This window comes from Streptomyces sp. NPDC037401, assembly GCF_055602345.1.
The window spans coordinates 126921-144292 of sequence record NZ_JBVJWO010000004.1; the positions used below are offsets into that span (position 1 = coordinate 126921).

General features: G+C 73.6%; 20 protein-coding genes. 11 read left to right on the forward strand and 9 right to left on the reverse strand.

All coding sequences use genetic code 11. The features are described from left to right. Nucleotides 1-136: 136 nt before the first annotated feature. On the reverse strand, nt 137-1501 hold the full coding sequence (locus tag ACZ7H1_RS04830) for a M64 family metallopeptidase (RefSeq protein ID WP_470783766.1): 1365 nt from the start codon (nt 1499-1501) through the stop codon (nt 137-139). Nucleotides 1502-1643: 142 nt separating this feature from the next. Between ACZ7H1_RS04830 and ACZ7H1_RS04835 the strand changes: the two genes are divergently transcribed. Next, complete coding sequence (locus ACZ7H1_RS04835; RefSeq protein ID WP_470783767.1) at nt 1644-2984, forward strand: helix-turn-helix domain-containing protein; 1341 nt, start codon at nt 1644-1646, stop codon at nt 2982-2984. Between the two features lie 40 nt (nt 2985-3024). On the opposite strand, the gene ACZ7H1_RS04840 is transcribed toward ACZ7H1_RS04835, so the two are convergent. Then, on the reverse strand, nt 3025-3399 hold the full coding sequence (locus ACZ7H1_RS04840) for a hypothetical protein (RefSeq protein WP_470783769.1): 375 nt from the start codon (nt 3397-3399) through the stop codon (nt 3025-3027). Beyond that, nucleotides 3363-4193: a hypothetical protein gene (locus ACZ7H1_RS04845; protein ID WP_470783770.1), complete on the reverse strand. Its 831-nt coding sequence runs from the start codon at nt 4191-4193 to the stop codon at nt 3363-3365. Before ACZ7H1_RS04845 ends, ACZ7H1_RS04840 begins: the two co-directional genes overlap by 37 nt. Nucleotides 4194-4348: 155 nt before the next feature. Between ACZ7H1_RS04845 and ACZ7H1_RS04850 the strand changes: the two genes are divergently transcribed. Together ACZ7H1_RS04850 and ACZ7H1_RS04855 are read left to right on the forward strand one after the other, a co-directional pair. Then, nucleotides 4349-4909: a potassium channel family protein gene (locus ACZ7H1_RS04850; protein WP_470783772.1), complete on the forward strand. Its 561-nt coding sequence runs from the start codon at nt 4349-4351 to the stop codon at nt 4907-4909. A 129-nt stretch (nt 4910-5038) separates the two neighbouring features. Beyond that, nucleotides 5039-5536 (forward strand): hypothetical protein, encoded by a 498-nt coding sequence (locus ACZ7H1_RS04855; RefSeq protein WP_470783773.1) that lies wholly within the window; start codon nt 5039-5041, stop codon nt 5534-5536. Nucleotides 5537-5617: 81 nt separating this feature from the next. Here ACZ7H1_RS04855 and ACZ7H1_RS04860 read toward each other — a convergent pair whose 3' ends face one another. Together ACZ7H1_RS04860 and ACZ7H1_RS04865 are read right to left on the reverse strand one after the other, a co-directional pair. Then, nucleotides 5618-7687: a glycoside hydrolase domain-containing protein gene (locus ACZ7H1_RS04860; protein ID WP_470783775.1), complete on the reverse strand. Its 2070-nt coding sequence runs from the start codon at nt 7685-7687 to the stop codon at nt 5618-5620. Nucleotides 7688-7805: 118 nt separating this feature from the next. Next, nucleotides 7806-8792, reverse strand: coding sequence for a nucleoside hydrolase (locus tag ACZ7H1_RS04865; RefSeq protein WP_470783776.1), 987 nt, complete (start codon nt 8790-8792; stop codon nt 7806-7808). A gap of 156 nt (nt 8793-8948) precedes the next feature. On the opposite strand from ACZ7H1_RS04865, the gene ACZ7H1_RS04870 reads away from it, so the two are divergent. Next, nucleotides 8949-9428 carry a hypothetical protein gene (locus tag ACZ7H1_RS04870; RefSeq protein WP_470783777.1) on the forward strand — a complete coding sequence of 160 codons (480 nt, stop codon included), beginning with the start codon at nt 8949-8951 and terminating at the stop codon, nt 9426-9428. 210 nt (nt 9429-9638) lie between these two features. On the opposite strand, the gene ACZ7H1_RS04875 is transcribed toward ACZ7H1_RS04870, so the two are convergent. Further along, nucleotides 9639-10646, reverse strand: coding sequence for an alpha/beta fold hydrolase (locus tag ACZ7H1_RS04875; protein ID WP_470783778.1), 1008 nt, complete (start codon nt 10644-10646; stop codon nt 9639-9641). Beyond that, complete coding sequence (locus tag ACZ7H1_RS04880) at nt 10643-11068, reverse strand: VOC family protein (RefSeq protein ID WP_470783780.1); 426 nt, start codon at nt 11066-11068, stop codon at nt 10643-10645. Before ACZ7H1_RS04880 ends, ACZ7H1_RS04875 begins: the two co-directional genes overlap by 4 nt. A 233-nt stretch (nt 11069-11301) precedes the next feature. Here ACZ7H1_RS04880 and ACZ7H1_RS04885 point away from each other — a divergent pair, with 233 nt between their 5' ends. From ACZ7H1_RS04885 to ACZ7H1_RS04895, 3 genes are all read left to right on the forward strand, one after another. Beyond that, on the forward strand, nt 11302-11640 hold the full coding sequence (locus ACZ7H1_RS04885) for a thioredoxin family protein (RefSeq protein WP_470783782.1): 339 nt from the start codon (nt 11302-11304) through the stop codon (nt 11638-11640). 182 nt (nt 11641-11822) lie between these two features. Beyond that, nucleotides 11823-12635 carry a peptidoglycan recognition protein family protein gene (locus ACZ7H1_RS04890; protein ID WP_470783784.1) on the forward strand — a complete coding sequence of 271 codons (813 nt, stop codon included), beginning with the start codon at nt 11823-11825 and terminating at the stop codon, nt 12633-12635. Between the two features lie 59 nt (nt 12636-12694). Then, entirely contained in the window at nt 12695-12874 is a 180-nt protein-coding gene (locus ACZ7H1_RS04895) for a hypothetical protein (RefSeq protein WP_470783786.1), read from the forward strand. A 63-nt stretch (nt 12875-12937) separates the two neighbouring features. Here ACZ7H1_RS04895 and ACZ7H1_RS04900 read toward each other — a convergent pair whose 3' ends face one another. Next, nucleotides 12938-13189 carry an EF-hand domain-containing protein gene (locus tag ACZ7H1_RS04900; RefSeq protein ID WP_470783787.1) on the reverse strand — a complete coding sequence of 84 codons (252 nt, stop codon included), beginning with the start codon at nt 13187-13189 and terminating at the stop codon, nt 12938-12940. 152 nt (nt 13190-13341) lie between these two features. On the opposite strand from ACZ7H1_RS04900, the gene ACZ7H1_RS04905 reads away from it, so the two are divergent. From ACZ7H1_RS04905 to ACZ7H1_RS04920, 4 genes are all read left to right on the forward strand, one after another. Further along, nucleotides 13342-13731 carry a hypothetical protein gene (locus ACZ7H1_RS04905; RefSeq protein ID WP_470783789.1) on the forward strand — a complete coding sequence of 130 codons (390 nt, stop codon included), beginning with the start codon at nt 13342-13344 and terminating at the stop codon, nt 13729-13731. 103 nt (nt 13732-13834) lie between these two features. After that, nucleotides 13835-14056 carry a hypothetical protein gene (locus tag ACZ7H1_RS04910; protein WP_470783790.1) on the forward strand — a complete coding sequence of 74 codons (222 nt, stop codon included), beginning with the start codon at nt 13835-13837 and terminating at the stop codon, nt 14054-14056. 186 nt (nt 14057-14242) lie between these two features. Continuing rightward, a complete protein-coding gene (locus tag ACZ7H1_RS04915) occupies nt 14243-14875 on the forward strand; it encodes a hypothetical protein (protein WP_470783791.1) in 633 nt (210 codons plus the stop codon). A gap of 79 nt (nt 14876-14954) precedes the next feature. Next, entirely contained in the window at nt 14955-15581 is a 627-nt protein-coding gene (locus ACZ7H1_RS04920; RefSeq protein ID WP_470783793.1) for a YdeI/OmpD-associated family protein, read from the forward strand. Nucleotides 15582-15647: 66 nt separating this feature from the next. Here ACZ7H1_RS04920 and ACZ7H1_RS04925 read toward each other — a convergent pair whose 3' ends face one another. Further along, complete coding sequence (locus ACZ7H1_RS04925) at nt 15648-17321, reverse strand: hypothetical protein (protein WP_470783794.1); 1674 nt, start codon at nt 17319-17321, stop codon at nt 15648-15650. Nucleotides 17322-17372 lie beyond the last annotated feature (51 nt).

Consider the following 17372-nt stretch of genomic DNA (forward strand, 5'->3'; position numbering starts at 1 on the left):
CCACCCGAACAAGGAGTGGGTGAGGGCCAGCCCCCACCGGGTTTTGTCGGCCCCCCCCCTTCTTCCCACCCAGACCACACCCCCCACCCCCCCCCCCCCCCCCCCCCCCCCCCCCCCCCCGCAGGGTGCGGTGGGGTCAGCGGCGGACCTTCCAGCGCAGCGTCGACTTCAGCCCCTTGGCGATCTTCGGGTCGCGCACCGAGGGCGTGGCGTCCGTGACGGTCACCGACAGCTTGTGGGTGCGCCCGTCCGCGAGCTTGCCGGCCAGGGACTTCACCGTCACCTTGGTACGGCCCCGCAGGGAGCGCAGCTCCTTGCCGTCGAGGTACCAGCGCACCGCGAACTGGCGGCCGTCCGCGCCGGTCAGCTGCGGAACCGCGATCTTGGCCGACTGCCCGGTCCGCAGGGTGCGGCCGGCCGGCGTGCGCGAGGTGACGGGCTCGGCGTGGCGGTGGAAGCCGGCGATCATCGCCTCGATGCCCGGCAGGTTGAAGGGCTTGCCGAGGATCCGCATGAGCGAGTTGTCGGTGGGCCGGTACAGCCCCTTGACGTAGTAGCCGCCGCCCTCGAAGGCGCCGACGGTGCCGCCGTCGGGCGAGGTCTCGCCGAGCCAGCGGTGCCACTTGGCCCGCCGCGCGGCCAGGTCGCCGGCGGTGAGGGTGGAGATGTTGGAGTCGGCCGGCTCGGCGCCCGTGTACTGCTCGTAGCCCGGGTAGCCGGGGTAGAAGTACTCGTCCGCGAGCTTGCCGAGCGAGTGGCCGGTCTCGTGGATGGCGACCTGGCCGGACTTCTCGTTGCCCGCCGAGGCGGTGGAGATGCCCTCGTAACCCAGGGTGGGGCTGGGTTCGTTGTAGCCCGCGCCGCCGTACTTGGCGCTGTTGGACAGGACGACCACCAGGTCCGCCTCGGGCGCCTTGGCGACGTACCCGTCGACCTTCTTCTGGTCGATGCACAGCAGCCGCTCGATGCCGTCGCACCAGAAGTACGAGCCGAGCGCGGTGTCGCGGACGGTGGCCGGGTCGGGGTCGCCGGAGACGCCCGACTGCTTCGACACGGCGTCGACCGTCCAGACGTTGAAGAGGTTCCGGTACGTCGTGTACGGCTCGACGGCCGTCAGCTCGGCCCACTTCTGCCGGGCGTCGGCGCGGAACTTGCCCAGCTCCGCCGCGGTGTAGCCGTCCCCGACCACCACGATGTCCAGCCGGTCGGCGGTCGGGCCGCTGCCCGCCAGACGGGCGACCTCGCCGTCGGCGGCGGACTCGGCCGACGACAGCGGGGACTTGGGCCGAGCCCGGCCTTCCGCGGCCACCCGCGTGTGACCGGACCCGGCGGCGGCGCCGCTCTCCGGGCCGGGTATCTCGACCTCGACGCGCTTCCCGGGCGCCGCGGCACCGGGCTGCGGCGGCCCGGCGGTCGCGGTCCCGGGCCCGGTGGCCAGTACGGCGGTGGCGGCGGTGGCCACACCCGCGACCAGTACGGCCCTGCGTATCGCTGAGCGCATGAATCCTTCTCCCCGACAGTTCAGTTAAGTGCGCAAGTAAGTAGGATGAACGAGCTGCTTAACGTAGAGGGGTGTGCGGGACATGCGCAATGACCCGAAGTCCCTGAATACTTGCGGCACGGACCGAGCGCGGAGGGACGCCATGGACGAACCGGCAGACATCGGACGCCGCGTACAACAACTGCGCAGTCAGCGCGGCCTGACGCAGCGCCAGCTCGCGGAGCCGGCCTACACCCCGGCGTACGTCTCGACGCTGGAGGCCGGGAAGGTCCGGCCCTCCGAGACCGCGCTGCGCTTCCTCGCCCAGCGGCTCGGCACCACCTTCGAGGAACTGTCCACCGGGCGCCCCGCCCACCTGGCCACCGAACTGCGCCTCGCCCTCACCGACGCCCAGCGCCAGCTGGCCACCGGCGCCGCGGACGAGGCCGCCGTCGGCTACCGCAGGATCCTCACCGACGCGGAGCACCTCGTGCTCCGCCCCGAACAGGCCGAGGCGCTGCTCGGGCTGGGCGACTGCGCCCTGGAGGCCGGCGAACTGGACGACGCGCGACGCCACTTCGAGGCGGCCGAGCAGCTCCTCGCCGCCGAGCCGCTGCCCCGGCGCGCCCGCGCGGTCCGCGGCCGCGCCGTGGCCCACCTCCTCGCCGGAGAGCTGCGCTACGCCTGCTACCTGCTCGAATCCACCATCGACGAACTCGGTACCAGCGGCCTCGCCGACCCGGAGGCCCTGGTCCTGCTGTACGCGGCCATCATCGGCCCGTACATCGACATGGGCGCCCACGCCCGCGCCGCGCACGCCGCCGAACTGGCCCTCGCCCTGGCCCCGAAGGTCACCGACCCCGCCCTCGTGGCCGGCATGCACCGGCAGGTGGCCCGCACCTTCCTCGCGGAGGGGCGGATCGGCGACGCCGACGCCTCGCTGGCCAAGGCGCAGGAGGTCTACCGGCAGCTGAGCCTGCACACGGACCTGGCCCACTGCCACTGGATGCGCGGCTACGTCCAGGCGCAGAACGGCGAGCTGGCCCTCGCGGAGCGCGAACTGCGCACCGCCCGCGCGATGCTCACGGCCAAGCGCGCCGCGCTCTTCACGGCCCAGGTGGAGGTCGAACTGGCCGACGTGCTGCGCCGCCAGGGCCGCCACGAGGAGGCGGCCGGCCTGCTGTCCGCGCTCCTCGAACTCGACGACCGCCACGGAGCCGTCCACGCCGCCGGCGCGCACCGCCTCCTCGGTCTGATCGCCGAGGACCGCGACGAGCCCGAGGACGCCGAGGAGCACTACGTGCGCGCCCTCTCGCTGCTCGAACGCAGCGGGGCCAGCGGCGATCTGGCCGACCTGTGCCGGCTCCTGGGCGACCTGCTGCGCCGCACGGGCCGCACCGAAGCGGCCCTGGACGTCTACCGCACCGGTCTGGGCCACCGTGCGGCTCCCGGCACCACCACCCTGGGCCCGGCCCCGGGCACCCCGCCGTTCCCGCAGCCGTGAGGGGCCGCGGCGCGGCGGGGGTGCCGGGCCCGCCGGGTGGTCAGCGGGTGGCGGCGCCGTGCACCCAGCGGAACTCCACTTCGGGAAAGTGTGGCGAGGGGCTGTCGAGCAGCGGCGCGGGCCGTCCGCGCAGGGTGTGGTCGAAGAACGCGCGGGTGTAGCTGCGGACCAGCAGGGTCGAGCGCGCCGGGTCGAGGGTGCCCAGCAGCTCGGCGTACGGCTCGGGCGGCCAGGACTGCGGCAGGCCGCCCGCCGCGGCGAAGTGGGGCAGGTCGGTATACGTGAGGTGGCCGGTCCCCGTGAACCGCAACTGCCGGGCCCAGCCGCGCTGGTGCGTGCGCCGGCGCCGCCAGGTGTCGTGGTCATCGAGCGCCGTGATCAGCAGGTACGGGCGGTCCAGGCCGAACTCGGGCACGGGCGAGCCGAACAGCGCCCCGTCCAGGCCCAGCCCGGCCCGGAAGCGGCCGTCCACGCGCAGCGCCTCGGCCGCGGCGGCCCCGCCCATGGAGTGGCCGAGGACCCCGATCCGCTCCGGGTCCGCGCGCGGCCGCCCCGGGCGGGTCCGGTCAGCTCCGTCGCCAGGAATCTCAGGTCGCCGACGCGGGCGCCGATCTCCAGCCGTTCCCGCGCCTCCCAGTCGCCGGACTCCTCGGGCAGGGCGCTGCGTACGGTCCGGCCGCCCGGGAACTCCACCACCGCCGCGTCGAAGGTGTGGTCCACGCCGGCGACCAGATGTCCGTGGGCGGCCGGTTCCTCCGCGAGCGCCGTGCAGTTGCTGCGGCCGCCCCTGCGCCCGTGGCCGAGCAGCAGCAGGGGCAGTGCGCCGGGCGCGGCGGGTGCACCGTACCGGGCGTGGGGACGGACCGAGGCCAGGGTGCCGGCCGTCAGCGGAAGACCCGTCTCCAGGGCCTCGGCGACGGCGCCCGAGGTGTACCGGGCGCGCGGGAACGGCGCAGCGGCGGCGGCCGGGCACCACAGCTGCACCATCAGCTCGCGGGGGCGCCGGTCCGGGGCGAGCGGGTCCGGGCGGTCCCGGTCCACCAGGTGCAGCGCGACCGTGCCGACCGGCCGGCGCCCGGTCGGGGCGGGCAGCTCGACCGGCGCCCATGCCGGGCCGGCCGCCCGGGGCGCTGCCGGCGCGCTGCCCGCGGGGAGGGCCGCACTGCACGCTCCCGCGCCCGCCAGGGCCGGCAACGATCGACGTCTCATCAACTTCCACCCCCGGCAGCGGCCGACCCGACGGCCGCTCACTCTATTTGGTCTGGACCAATCTGCCCAGGGGTCCACGGCGCTGCGTCACGGCGACGGCGGCCCCGATGGGCGATCCTTCGTCTGGTGACGGCCGGATCACGGAGGTGGATGCAATGACCGCGCGACGCCTGGGCGCACTGGATCCCGCGGCGCGGCGGCGGGCAGTGACGGCGAGCGTCGTCCGCTGCCTGCTGACGTCCGTCGCCGTGGTGGGCCTGTACTACGTCGCACCCCTGGAGGGCACCCCGGGCGACGGGTGGGCCGTGCTCAGGCTCGTGGCCGGGGCCGTGCTGTTCGTCGTGGTCATGGTGGTGCAGCTGCGCTCCGTCCTCCGCTCCGACCTGCCCCAGCTGCGGGCGGTGGAGGCCTTCGCCCTCGTACTGCCCCTGCTGGTCACGGTCTTCGCCGGGACGTACGTCACACTCTCGCTCGCAGACCCGGCAAGCTTCAGCGAGCCGCTCGGCCGCACCGACTCCCTGTACTTCTCGGTGGTCACGCTGGGAACCGTCGGATACGGCGACATCGCCGCCCGCACCGAACTCGCCCGGATCCTGGTCATCCTGCAGATCCTCGCCGACCTCGCCTTCGTCTCCGTGGTCCTGAAGGTTCTCGTCCTCGCCGCCCGGCGGGGCCTCGGCGCCGACGACCAGCCCCCGTCCGGCCCGGTCGTCTGACGGTTCCTCAAGATCGGGTAAAGCGACGGCGGGACGAGAACCGATCCCCGTGCCGCCGTGTCTCCATGCAGGACATACCGACCACGGCACCCGCGACCGGCGGGGCCGACCACCCCGGGGGAACGCTCCATGTCCACGCGCATCACGACCCGCACCGCCCGCACCGCCGCCGTGGCGACCGCGGCCGCCGCAGCCCTCTCGCTCTCCCTCTTCGTCGGGCAGTTTGCCATCGGCTCGCCGGCCGAACGGGTCACCGCCCCGGTCGCCGCGGCCGCCGCCGCCCCGTCAGTCTCCGGCAGCCCCGCGAACGCCTTCAGCCGCATCGCGAACTTCTACGGCGCCTACATCGACGCCCACTACGCGCCCGACGGGCGTACCGCCCTCCAGCTGCGCAGCCACTACCTCTCCAAGTCCTTCCAGCGCAGCCTGAAGGCGTGGGAGGACCGCAACCACGCCGACGGCGTCCTGCACGCCCAGGACACCCCGCGCAAGTGGAAGGTCACCTACACCGGCACTTCGCGCGGCAAGGTCAACGCCACCGTCACCTTCACCTGGGGCCGGGGCACGACCAAGGTCTACGTGCAGGCCGACGCCGCCACCAAGAAGATCACCTCCATCAAGGGCTGAGGTGTCGGCGGGCGGCCGCCGACGCCGCCCGCGGACGGCCGGGCCGGGACGACCCCCGGCCCGGCCGCCGCCGCCCGCGGCTCAGCGGCCCGCGACGGCCCCCGGGTCCAGCGTGCCGTCGCCCGGTGCCTCGTACAGGTGCAGCTTCCGGCTGGCCCAGTACCCCATCAAGTCGGTCGTACCGTCACCGGTGAAGTCGCCCGCGGCCACCGCCCGCATGGTCGCCCAGGTCCGGTCGGGCCACACGGGCAGGGAGCTGCCCGAGAGCGTGCCCTCCCCGGATCCGGGGTAGAGGCGCAGCTGCCCGTCCCCCCAGACGGCCACGAGATCCGTGCGGCCCGAGTCCGTGAAGTTGCCGGTCGCGATGTGCCGGACCCCTCCCCAGGTGCTGTCCTGCCACAGGCGCGCCGAGGTGCGGCTCAGTGACCCGCCGGCCAGCGCGTCGTACCGGTGCAGACTGCCGTTGTGCCACACGGCCGCGAGGCCGTCCCGCCCGCTGCCCGCGTTCCGCCAGGTCGTGACCTTGCGGACGGAGCGCCAGGTCCGGTCGTGCCACATGGTCTTCACGCGGCGCAGCACGCCGCCGGCGTCGGCCTCGTACAGGTGCAGGGACCCGTCCCCCCACACGGCCGCCAGCTGCGCCCGCCCGCTGCCCGTGAAGTCGCCGCCCACCAGGTGCCGTACGGGACCCCAGGTGTTGTCGGCCCACAGCTTGCGCCCGTACGCGACCGTGCCGTCGGCGGCGGTGTGGTACGAGTGCAGCGAACCGTCGCTGTGGACGGCGGCCAGGTCGGCGATGCCGTCGCCGGTGAAGTCGGCCGCGGCCATGACGCCCGGGACCCGCGAGCCGAAGTCCTTGTCCCCGGCCGGCGCCCCGATGTTCACGTAGTTGCGGTCGATGGCGATCCGGACGCCGCCGTAGGTCTCGGGGACGTTCCCCTTGTACTGGTGGGCGCGCCGCGCTCCCGGCCACTGCGCGCCACCCGCGGGCAGCCCCATCGAGGCGTCGCCCACGTCGGCGGAGCCGTTCCAGTTCGCCGTCCACAGCACGTCGGGCATCGCGTACGTGCTCTTGGCGTACTTGGCGCTCAGGGCCTGCACCCCGGACGACTTGGCCACGTACGCGCCCGCCCGGTACCCCTGCGCCTGCACGGCCCGGGTCCAGGCGTCGAGGTACGACAGGACCGGGCCGTCCCACTTGGCGCGGTCGCTGTAGTTCTCGACGTCGTTGTAGAGGACGGTGCCCTCGCCGAGGTCGAGGGCCCGGGCCGCGGCGACGGCTCCGGCGGCGGCCGTGCGGCCCTGTGAGGCGGCCCCGGACGCGCTGGTGGACAGGGAGCTGCTGCCCGTCCACGGCTGGGGACCGACCCAGATCGGGATCAGGTGCCAGCCGGCCGCGGACTGGGTGCTCACCCAGGACGGCGTCAGCTGCGGCTGCGCGCAGGCCCGCGCCGGCCCGCCGATGTACACGCCGACACCGGCGTACGGCGACGAGGCCCGCCAGGACCGCATCTGCGCGGACGAGGGGGCGGTGCAGGCGTCGAACGCCTTGCCGCGGAAGGCCTTCTGGACCACCGGCGCGCGGAGCACCGGTGGGCGCCGGGCCTTCGGGGTGCCCGTGCGCTTCCCCGTCGCCTGCTCCAGGACGGCACGGACCACCGACACCGGGCCCTCGGGGGAGTCGGCGTAGGCGACGGTGGCCACCAGACCCTGCTCCTCGAGGACGAAACGGAGTTCACCGCTCGGCGCCTCCGGCAGCTCCTCGGGAAGGCGCCGGCCGGGTGCGACCGTGACGGTGGGGATGTCTGCCCGGTCCGGTGCCCCCTCGTCCGGCTCCAGGTGCAGCACGTCCGCGCGCGTCCGTGCCACGGCGGAGGCCTCGCACTCGGACTGGTCCCCGGCATGGCCGAGGTAGAGGGCCGGGGTGTCGAGCCGCAGGCAGGCGTGCGGCGAGTCGTCGAGGCTGACGATCTGCCAGTCCTGCGGCACGGCCACGGTCACATTGCGGTACTCGACCTGCCGGGTCTCCTGGGGTTCGTCGGCCAGGGCCGCTCCCGCGGCGCCGGGCGTGACGAGCACGCCGGCACCGAGGACGGCCGACAGTCTGCGGAACCTGCTCATGGAGCCGGTCCGCGGTGTGCGGAACGCCATCGTTCTCCCATCGTCGTCCCAGCGACGGGCCGCGCATCGGCCCGTACTGGCGACCATGGCAGTTCGCCCTCACCATTCCGCGTCACCGGAGGCCATGCCTCCGGCCAACTGGACGCAGTCAATCCGTTTGGCGTACTTCCTGCTCATCGGCGGGGGTCCGAGCCGGCCGGCCGCCGCCCAGCACCGCCACGGCGCCCACCATCCGGTTCCAGAAGAGCTCGCGGTCCAGCGTCATGCCGACCCGGGCGTTCACCGGCCGGCCCAGATAGCCGTGCGGGTCCACGACGGTCGCTCCGCGCGTGTACTGGCCCCGCAGTTCCACGGCGACGTTCGCCTCGACGCACTGCACGATCTTCGGGTCGAGGACCCGGGCCACCGCCACCGGGTCGTGCACGGGCGGGTGCTCGAACCCCCACAGCTGCCGGTAGGTGCCCGCGAAGAAGCCCAGCAACTCCGCGCAGGTGCGCCCGAGCCCGGTGCCCAGTCCTTCGAAGCGGGCCAGCACCTCGGGCGTGGCCAGCGCCTGGTGCGTGACGTTGAGCCCGCACATCGTCAGCGGCACCCCGCTGCGGAAGACGATGTCGGCGGCCTCGGGATCGGCGTGGATGTTGAACTCGGCCGCCGGGGTGCGGTTGCCCCGGTCGGCGGATCCGCCCATGAGCACGATCTCGCGGATCCGGGCGGCGTCCGCGGGATACCGGGTCAGCAGCAGGGCGATGTTGGTGAGCGGGGCCGTCGGAACGAGCGTGACGGGCTCGGGGTGCTCGTTCAGGAGCCGGTGGATCAGGTCGACCGCGTGCTCGGGCACCACGTCCACCGTGGGCTGCGCGAACTGCGGCCCGTCCAGCCCGGATTCCCCGTGGACGTCGTCGGCGACGGCCAGCGGCTGGACCAGCGGCCGGTCGCACCCGGCCGCGATCGGCACGTCGGTGATCCCGGCGACGGTGCACACCCGGCGGGCGTTGAGCGTGGTCTTCTCCAGGGTCTGGTTGCCCGCGACGGTGGTGATGGCGAGCAGGTCGACCGAGGGGTCGCCGGCCGCCAGCATGATGGCGAGGGCGTCGTCGTGCCCGGGGTCGCAGTCGATGATGATCGGGACGGGCACGGGCCACTCCTCTACGACGACGTGTCACCAACCCCTCCAGTGTGCCTGCCTGCCGCACCGGACGGGCCCGGTCCGTCCCTGCGCTCCCGCTCGCCCCGCCCGCCCGCGCTGACGTGTCGTCGCGCGGGCCGCCCCCCGCGCTGCCATGGTGGGCGCATGGCACTTCTCTCCGACTGCGCCGGACCGTGGGCGGGCACGAACGCCTTCCGGCTGATGCCCGCGGATCCGTTCGCCGAGTCCCCGGCGACGGCGGCCGTGACCTTCGCCGCGGGCGGCCACCTCACCTCGGTCGCCTACACCTGGGAACACCCGGACGACGGGCCGCAGGACGGCCTGCTGGTCTTCGGCTCCGCCGGCGAGGACGGTACGCAGACCGCGATGTGGGCCGACTCCTGGCACCAGAAGCCGGACCCGATGACGCTGCCGGGCCGGCCGACCGCCGACCGCGCCGCAGGGGCCGCGCTCGTGTTCAGCGGCAGTTACGGCGGGGACTGGGGCTGGCTGATCGGCTTCGAAGCCCCCGCTCCGGACCGCCTGCGGATGTGGATGGAGAACGTCGTCCCCGAGTCCTACGCCACCGCGGACACCGCGGCCGGCCCGTACCCCGTGATGGTCATGGACCTGCACCGCCCCTGACGGGTTCGACTCCGGCCACTCCGGGGGGAGTTGCGCTGCGCGTCTCCCCGGACCGGAGCGAGCCGGCCCGCCGCATCGGCATCCGTGCGGCACATGCACCGCCGCGGTCCGGGGGGACGCAGGGCCACTGTAGAACGGCGACCGCCGCCGTTCCGGTACATCCGGCTCCGGTCGGATGATCGTGTTGCCGCGGCACCGCGCAAGCCGCGGTCAGCACAGTCGCGCGACGAGTTCCAGTTCGTCCGCGAGCACCGCCGGATCCCGGGGGCCGAAGTGGGGCACCGCCAGGTCCCGTACGCGGAAACGGTTCCGCGGGGTCAGCTCGTCGGCCTCCCTGATCATCAGGTCCTGGAGGGCGGGCGGTATGCAGCGGTCCGCGGTGAACCGCAGGTACGTCCGCGGGACCCGCCCCCAGGTGCCGGGCAGGCCGCGGGCGTCCGTCACGCCGACGGATGCGGCCTCGTCCGGCTCCAGGATGTTCAGCAGGGCCCGGACCTCGGCATCCGTCCAGTCGGCGGCCAGTGCCTCCTTCGCAGCGGCGAGGAACGCGGGATCGGCCGAACGCCAGTTGAGGCGGTTCACGCCGAGCTCCGGCGGGGTGCGGACCGGGGGAATCCGGAAGAGCGCGCTCGCGGCCCCCTCCGGGGTCATGACCAGGTCGACCACGGTCGCCCTCTTGGCCGGGCAGAACGCCGACGCGTAGACGAGGTGCGTGATCAGCCCGGGGACCCGGTTGGCGACCGCGTTCAGCGTCACCCCGCCCAGGCTCTGGCCGACCAGGACCACCGGGCCGTTGCGGTGTGCCCGCCGCACGACGCCGGCCACGTGCTCGGCCCAGTCGGCGAGCGTCACCCGGGACAGCGGCGAGGGCTCGGTACGCAACCGCTCCAGGTCCTGAGGCGCCTGGTAGGAGGCGGGAATGAACGCGCCGAGCCCGTGTCCGGGCAGATCGACGGCGACCGCGCGCCGGCCGCGCAGCGCCAGTTCGCGCAACAGCGGGGCCCAGGCGTACGAGTTGCTGCCGGATCCGTGCACCAGGACGAAGGTCGGGGCGCCACGGCGCGGCCGCGGGGCTGCGGAGGCCGTACCCGATGCCGTCACGGCAGCTGCGCCGGCCACGCCCGCTCCGGCGACCGCGCCCCGCAGGACCGTACGGCGCGAGGCGCCGCCGGGGGAGTCCGTCCGGCACGTGCCGCGCATACCGCTCCCGCCGGTCACGCGGCGGAACCCTCCGGCTTCGGGGCGGCGCTTTCGGTGCCGCTGCCGTACGGGCGCGTGAGGAGCTCCAGGACGTGTCCGTCCGGGTCGTGGAAGTAGACGCCCCGGCCGCCGTCGTTGTGGTTGATCTCGCCCGGGCGGTTGCCGTACGGGTCGGCCCAGATCGGCAGTCCGGCCTCCCGGATGCGCGCGAAGACCGCGTCGAACTCCTCCTCGGTGAGCAGGAAGGCGTAGTGCTGGGTGGTGATCGCGGCGCCGGCCGCGACGTCGGCGTAGTCGAGGGTGACGCCGTTGCTCAGGGTCAGGGGCACGAAGGGCCCGAAGTCCGCGCCGGGTTCGATGCCCAGCAGGCGGCCGAGGAACTCGGCCGACGCCCGCTTGTCGCGGGCCGCGACGATGGTGTGGTTCAGCTCGACGGCCACAGGAGGACCTCTTTCGTCGGGAAGGACCGGTACTGCGATCTTGACCCGGACCGCCCCCCGTTTCCCGGTCCCCGGAGCCCGGTCCGGCCGGAACCCTCCGCAATCGGTCCGAAAACCACATGCCCGGCCGTCCGCCTCGTGTGAACACCCGAGCGTGGGGCACCGAGCGTCGCGGCGTGCGTCCCGTAGGTGATGATGAGGGCTGCCGCGTTTGATCACGATGAGGAGTGCCGATGGCGACGAGGGTCCACCAACCACTGGAGGACGAGGAGTTCGACTTCATCCTGTCCATGGCGGACGGCCCGGTCCTCGTGTACTTCTCCGGTACCTGGCCCAAGGTGGCCAAGGTCTGCAAGGAGATGGACCTCGTCACGCGGGAGGTCGCCGACGCGTACGGCAAGCGGCTCACCGTCGTGAAGACCGACATGGTCCGCTGCCCGGCCCCCACCAAGCGCTACGGGATCACCAGCGCTCCGTCGTTCGTCCTGGTCAAGCTCGGGGAGGCGGTGGCCACGGTGACCGGCCCGATGACGCGCGCCGAGATCAGCGAGTTCCTCGACGGCCACCTCTGAGCGCTGCGCGCCGGCTCCGGAGCGGCCGTACGCGTGCCCGCCATCCGGGGCAGCGCCCCGCCCGTCCTCTGCTGCATTGGGGGGCCGAATTGATCCGTCCGGCGCCGTGTCCCGGAGCGCCTGTGCGTTCCGCGGCGGGGACGCGCCTTCAATGGGCGCCCTCCCCACAGGACGGATTCCCGATGACGTCATCCGCGCAACCGCGGCTCATCCGCCGGTCCCTGCTCACCGGAATGCTCGCTCTGGGCGCGTCCTCCGTGCTGCCGCTCGCGGCGGCCGGCCGCGCCCGCGCCGCCTCCGGCGCCGGACCGGAGATCGCCGAATGCGCTGCCTGGGGTGCCCGCGCCGCGGCCGAGGAGGTGGTGGTCCTGTCCACACCCCCGCGGCGGATCATCGTGCACCACACGGCGACCGCGAACGTCACCGACCTGTCGCGCGAACGCGCCTTTTCCCTGGCACGGGCGATCCAGAAGTACCACATGGACACCCACGGCTGGATCGACACCGGCCAGCACTTCACGATCAGCCGGGGCGCACACATCCTGGAGGGCCGCCACCACAGCCTCGCCGAGCTTCGCTCCGGGTACCGCCAGGTCCGCTCGGCCCACTGCGTGGGCCAGAACAGCGTCGCCATCGGCATCGAGAACGAGGGCACGTACACCAAGGTCGACCCGCCGGCCGGGCAGTTCCGGGCGCTGGCCGAGCTCTGCGCCCACATCTGCCTCCAGTACGGGCTGCCCCCGTCCGAGATCTACGGCCACCGCGACTTCAACGCCACGGCCTGCCCCGGCGACCGCCTCTACGCGCTCCTGCCGAAGCTGCGCGAGCAGGTCGCGGACCTCACCGGAGAGGCCCTCACCGTGCCGTTCTGGCACCCCGGCGACCCCCTCGGCATCGGGGGCCCGGCCGCGCAGTCCGAGTACCTCCCCGTCGGCACGCCGGGCCTCGAGCCGATCCGTCCGCCCGTAACCGAGCCCGCGCCCGAGCAGTCCTGACCCGGCCCCGTACGGCGGGCGCACACCGGTCGCCGACGGTGCCCGGGAGAGCGTGAGGCGTGACGGTCGCCTTGTCGCCGACGGCGCGGACCTGCCCGGAGGACGCCACGGCCGATACGGACGCCGACGCGCACGCGCACACCTTCGGGAAGATCTTCCCGCGGATCGGCCGGGTCGTCACCACGGCGGAGATCCTCGGGGCGCTGCGGAGCGGAGGCGCTGCGCCCCCGCGGGAGTGAGCGCTCCGCAGCAGGCCGGGCGACATCCGCGCCCGCGCCCCGCGGCCTGCCGGTCTGCGCGGCCTACCAGCCGAAGCGGCGGTCGACCTCCGCGGCGAACTCCTGGAAGGTCAGGACCTCGTCGCCGTTCTTGTCGGCCTGGTCGAACAGCGCCGACGAGGCGTCGGCGTCGACCACGCCCCAGAACGGCAGGTCGCCGCGGGCGGCGAGTGTCGGCCCCTGGGTCCTGATGGCCGAGATCACCTCGGCCCGGGTGAGCGTGCCGTCGGAATTGAGGTCGAGCGCGTCGAACAGCTTGCGGGCCTTGTCACTCATCTCGTCGTCCTTCTCCGTGGTCACCGGTCGACCACGACCCTACGGGCTGTTCCGCTCCGGTCTGCACCGCGGTGCCCGGAGGCCTCCCTCCGCCAGGGTGGTCCCTGCGCCCCGCCCGTGTCCTCGCGGTCCGGCGGAGGCTTGAGCAGGCCATGAGGAAGATCACTTATCTGAACGCGGCGGCCGCGGCCCTCGCCCTGCTCGTCACGACGGCCCCTCCCGCGGCCGCGGACAGCTCGGCGTGCACCCATCACTTCTCGGGGCCGCAGATCTGCATCCGGCTCGAGGGCAACAACGGCTGGAATTCCGTCACGGGCATCTGGACGAACCCGCCCAAGAGCCGGAAGACGGCCGCGGCGACGCTGTACTGGGACGGCGACCCGTTCAACACCGGCACCGCACGGCGGGTCGGCGACACCCTCAGCCACACCTGGTCGAACATGAACACCGGCACGGGTGTGAAATTCTGCGTGAAGTTCAAGGGCAGCGCGCGGACCGCCTGCGAGTACACCAAATACATCGGTGACCGGGCCCAGTTCTGACCCGCCGCCGGGCCGTAGCAGCGGCCTGTTCCCCGGGTCGATGCGTCATTGTTGTCTTCTCGACCCGGCCGTTCCCGGGTGTGGGGCGCATACTGGAACCACGATGACGAAGCCCTCAGCGCCGCGGCGCCACCTCCCCACGAGCCCGTTCCAAGCTCCGGTCGCTCCGGCGGCCAAGCATTTCGAGCTTGGCGACCGGGTCACCCACGACCAGTTCGGCCTGGGCCGGATCATCGGCGTCGAGGAAGGCGTAGCGATGCTCGTCGACTTCGGCTCCCGTACGGCCCGGATCGTGAGCCCCTACACACGTATGGGCCGGCTCTGACCCAGTGACGAGGCCACCGGCCGACCCGGGTGACACACGTCACGCCGGTCGGCCGGTCGCCGTGTCCTCGACCAGGGCGCGGCTCGAAAATCAGTTCGAACGAGGGTGTCTGCGGCCCGCGGGGCGTACCGTCCGCCGCCCGAAAACGCGAGGCGGGGTCCGCCGCCCGTGCGGCATCATCCCGGGATGATCCTCGTACAGCCCGTGCTGGAGACCCGTCCGGCCGCCGGCTTCGGCCTGTGGCCCGTGGCCGCCTGCGAGTCCTTCGCCCTCCTCCCGCTCGGCGATACGCTCTCCCCGGCCGAGGTCGGCACGGCCGTGATGAGCATCGCCGGATGCAACGACGTCGACCCCGACGCGGACGGGCGCCCACCGCGGCCCGGCGACCCCCTCGGCGCTTTCCTCCACGGCCTGCTCACCCTGGACACCCTCTTCGCCCCCGGCGGCCTGCGGGTCACGGACACGGCCACCGGGACCACCGTCCTGCCCGGCTGCTGCAGCGGTCTGGAGGACTGGCGCGACTGGCTCGGCGTCGTGAACGGCGACGGGCCGGCCGGTTTCGGCCACGATCCCTCGCCGCTCGTCGAACGGCTCGGTGACGGAATCCGGCTGACCGCCGACGCCGACGAGGACGACAGCCCCCTGATCGAACTGCCGGCCGGGCAGCTGCGCACCCTGCTGGCCGGGGCGGAGCGCGACCTCACCGGCTTCCTCCACCTGGCCGCGCGCTGGGCGGCCAGGCAGCTGCCCGGCCGTGCGGAACCGGTCACCGCCGCACTCGCCCGCGCTCTGGCGCTCCCCGCGCCGGCCGCCGACTGACCCTCAGGACGCCCGGCCCGCGGCTCCGTTGGCGGCGGGCGCCGCGGAGGCCGCAGCGGTCGGCGATAGCCTGGGCCCCATGGCAGACAGGGTGGGTGAGCAGGGCGCCGGGGGCGTAACGGAACTCGGCGGGGTGGAGGTCGTCGCCTTCGCGGACGGCGCCGCCTTCGAAGGCTGGCTGGCCGGGCACCACACGCGCCACGAGGGCGTGTGGATCAAGGTGGCCAAGAAGAAGTCCGGCATCCCCTCGGTCACCGACGACGAGCTCGTCGACATCGGCCTGTGCTGGGGCTGGATCTCCGGGCAGCGGCGCTCGCTGGACGAGCGCCACTACCTCCAGAAGTACGTGCCGCGCCGGCCCCGGAGCCTGTGGTCCCGGGTGAACGTCGACAAGGTCGCCGAGCTGACGGCGGCGGGCCGGATGCGCGAACCCGGTCTGGCCGAGGTGCGCCGGGCCCAGGAGGACGGGCGCTGGCAGGCGGCGTACGAGTCGCAGAAGGCGGCGACCGTCCCGCCCGAGCTGGCGGCGGAGCTCGCGGCCGACCCGGCGGCCGCGAAGGCGTACGAGGCCCTCGACAAGACGGGGCGCTACCAGCTCATCCTGCCGCTGCTCCAGGCCCTCACCCCCGAGGCCCGCCGGGCGCGGGTCGCGAAGGCCCTCCGGACCCTGCTGGGCGACGGTCCGGCGGACCCTCCCGCCCGCTGAGACCCGTGCGCGGCCGGTGGAGCCGCCCCCGCCCGGCCTGCATCCCCGAACGTGAACGCCCGCAGGTCAGTTGGTCTTGGTGTTCGTCAGGTGCTTGCCGATGTACCCGACGATGACCCTGCCCGTGACGCCCTTGGTGTCGTCGAGGAAGTGCACGCGGGGCGATTCGCCCTTGCTGTCGATCTTCAGGTGGGGCTGCATCTCGGCCGTCCCGTCGGGCGCGTAGGCGTACGGCACCGGGAGGATCCGCTCGCTGCCGTACTTGGCCATCGTCGCCTCCGTCTCCGCCATCGCCACCTTCTTGACCGGCCACTGCGACCGGTCCGACTGGCAGTGCTCGTAGAACCCGCCGTTGAAGCCCTCGCGGGCGTCCCGGCCGTACCGGTCGAGGGCCCGCAGCGCGGACCACACCTTCGCGGCCCACACCCGGCTGCGGTCCGTCTCGTCCAGGGCGAGCGCGGGCGCGCGCTCGGCCGTGACGAGGATGTGGCCGAAGTCGCCCCGCCGGTCCCACAGTTCCTCGAAACTCGTCGGCTGCGCGGGCCGCGTCTCCAGGACCACCGTCTCCTCGACGCGCCCGGCCCGCGCGAGCCTGCTCCGCAGGACGTCCGCCTCGGCCCGCAGGCGCTCGATCTCCTCCAGGGCCTGGAGATGCTCCTCCATGTCACTGTCCCACTGCGTCCGGCCCGCGCGCAGCTCCTTCTCCAGCGAGCCGTTCGTCCGCAGCGCGAGCTCCTCCGTGCCGCGGCGCTGCTCGATCTCCCCGTCGGCGACCTCCAGCAGAGCGGTCAGGACGGTCACCTGCTCGCGCAGGCTCCGGGTCTCGTCGCCGCTGTGGGCCGTGCTGAGCGCCGCGCGCCGCTCGTCGCGGCGGCGCAGCTCCTCGTCGGGGAAGTCGACGGTGCGCAGGGCCTCGGGGAGCGCGGCCTCGGTCGACATCCGCTGCACGGTGCGCACCACGGTGTCCCAGGAGGTGGTGTGCCGCTCGGACAGGCGCGCCATGGTGGTGTACCGGTGCCGCGGGCCGTCCGCCGCCCACGCGGGGTCCACCTCCGTCAGGAACGTCCGTACGGCGCCCGGCGGGACGCGGTGGTGTTCGGCGGCGCAGCGGAAGGCGTCGACGGCCGCCACGGTGTCGAGGAAGAACAGGGAGGCTGCGCCCGCGCATTTGGTCATCGCCTTGCCCAGCCGGGCCGACCACCGCTGGTCCGGGTGCAGGGGCCGGGCCGCGACGACGGCCGGCAGCCTGCGGTCCGGGTCGCACAGCACGTCGATGAGGACGCAGACCTCGCCCGCGGTGATCCGTACCGGCTGGAGCGTCAGGCGGGTGGTGCCGTCGCTGCACTCCAGGGCTTCCACGAGCTGCTCGACCAGGCGCGGCCGCCCCGGTTCGGAACAGTGGCCGGGATTGACGAAGCACTCCAGCGCCACGGCCACCTGCGCCGGCCGGGTGCCTCCGGGATGGACGGCGGTGACCGTGGTCCGCCAGGTCGCCTCGGGGGTGTCCTCGCGTAACTGCATGCGCATCGCGCTCTCGGTTCCGTCGGCGCGGTGGGCCACCTGGGAGGCAAGGACCCGTATGTCGTCGAGCTGGTGGACGCCGGAGGCGTTGGGTATCTCGCGGTGGAACTTGGAGTTGAGCCAGGCGCGGGTGATCCGCCGTACGTCCGGCAGGGCGTCCCGGCCGTCCGCGACGGTCAGCGCGGTGCGGTGTGCAAGAGGATTGCTCGGTTCGGGCACGGGCGGCTCTTCGCAGGTCGTGAGGGGCCAAGTCGGCTTCAGCCTAGGGGC

Coding starts and splice junctions, on each gene's coding strand:
- ACZ7H1_RS04870 (WP_470783777.1), top strand. CDS start 8,949: ATGGCACTTCTCTCCGACTGCGCCGGACCGTGGGCGGGCACGAACGCC.
- ACZ7H1_RS04885 (WP_470783782.1), top strand. CDS start 11,302: ATGGCGACGAGGGTCCACCAACCACTGGAGGACGAGGAGTTCGACTTC.
- ACZ7H1_RS04915 (WP_470783791.1), top strand. CDS start 14,243: ATGATCCTCGTACAGCCCGTGCTGGAGACCCGTCCGGCCGCCGGCTTC.
- ACZ7H1_RS04855 (WP_470783773.1), top strand. CDS start 5,039: ATGTCCACGCGCATCACGACCCGCACCGCCCGCACCGCCGCCGTGGCG.
- ACZ7H1_RS04830 (WP_470783766.1), bottom strand. CDS start 1,501: ATGCGCTCAGCGATACGCAGGGCCGTACTGGTCGCGGGTGTGGCCACC.
- ACZ7H1_RS04845 (WP_470783770.1), bottom strand. CDS start 4,193: ATGAGACGTCGATCGTTGCCGGCCCTGGCGGGCGCGGGAGCGTGCAGT.
- ACZ7H1_RS04850 (WP_470783772.1), top strand. CDS start 4,349: ATGACCGCGCGACGCCTGGGCGCACTGGATCCCGCGGCGCGGCGGCGG.
- ACZ7H1_RS04890 (WP_470783784.1), top strand. CDS start 11,823: ATGACGTCATCCGCGCAACCGCGGCTCATCCGCCGGTCCCTGCTCACC.
- ACZ7H1_RS04835 (WP_470783767.1), top strand. CDS start 1,644: ATGGACGAACCGGCAGACATCGGACGCCGCGTACAACAACTGCGCAGT.
- ACZ7H1_RS04860 (WP_470783775.1), bottom strand. CDS start 7,687: ATGGCGTTCCGCACACCGCGGACCGGCTCCATGAGCAGGTTCCGCAGA.
- ACZ7H1_RS04910 (WP_470783790.1), top strand. CDS start 13,835: ATGACGAAGCCCTCAGCGCCGCGGCGCCACCTCCCCACGAGCCCGTTC.
- ACZ7H1_RS04905 (WP_470783789.1), top strand. CDS start 13,342: ATGAGGAAGATCACTTATCTGAACGCGGCGGCCGCGGCCCTCGCCCTG.
- ACZ7H1_RS04920 (WP_470783793.1), top strand. CDS start 14,955: ATGGCAGACAGGGTGGGTGAGCAGGGCGCCGGGGGCGTAACGGAACTC.
- ACZ7H1_RS04900 (WP_470783787.1), bottom strand. CDS start 13,189: ATGAGTGACAAGGCCCGCAAGCTGTTCGACGCGCTCGACCTCAATTCC.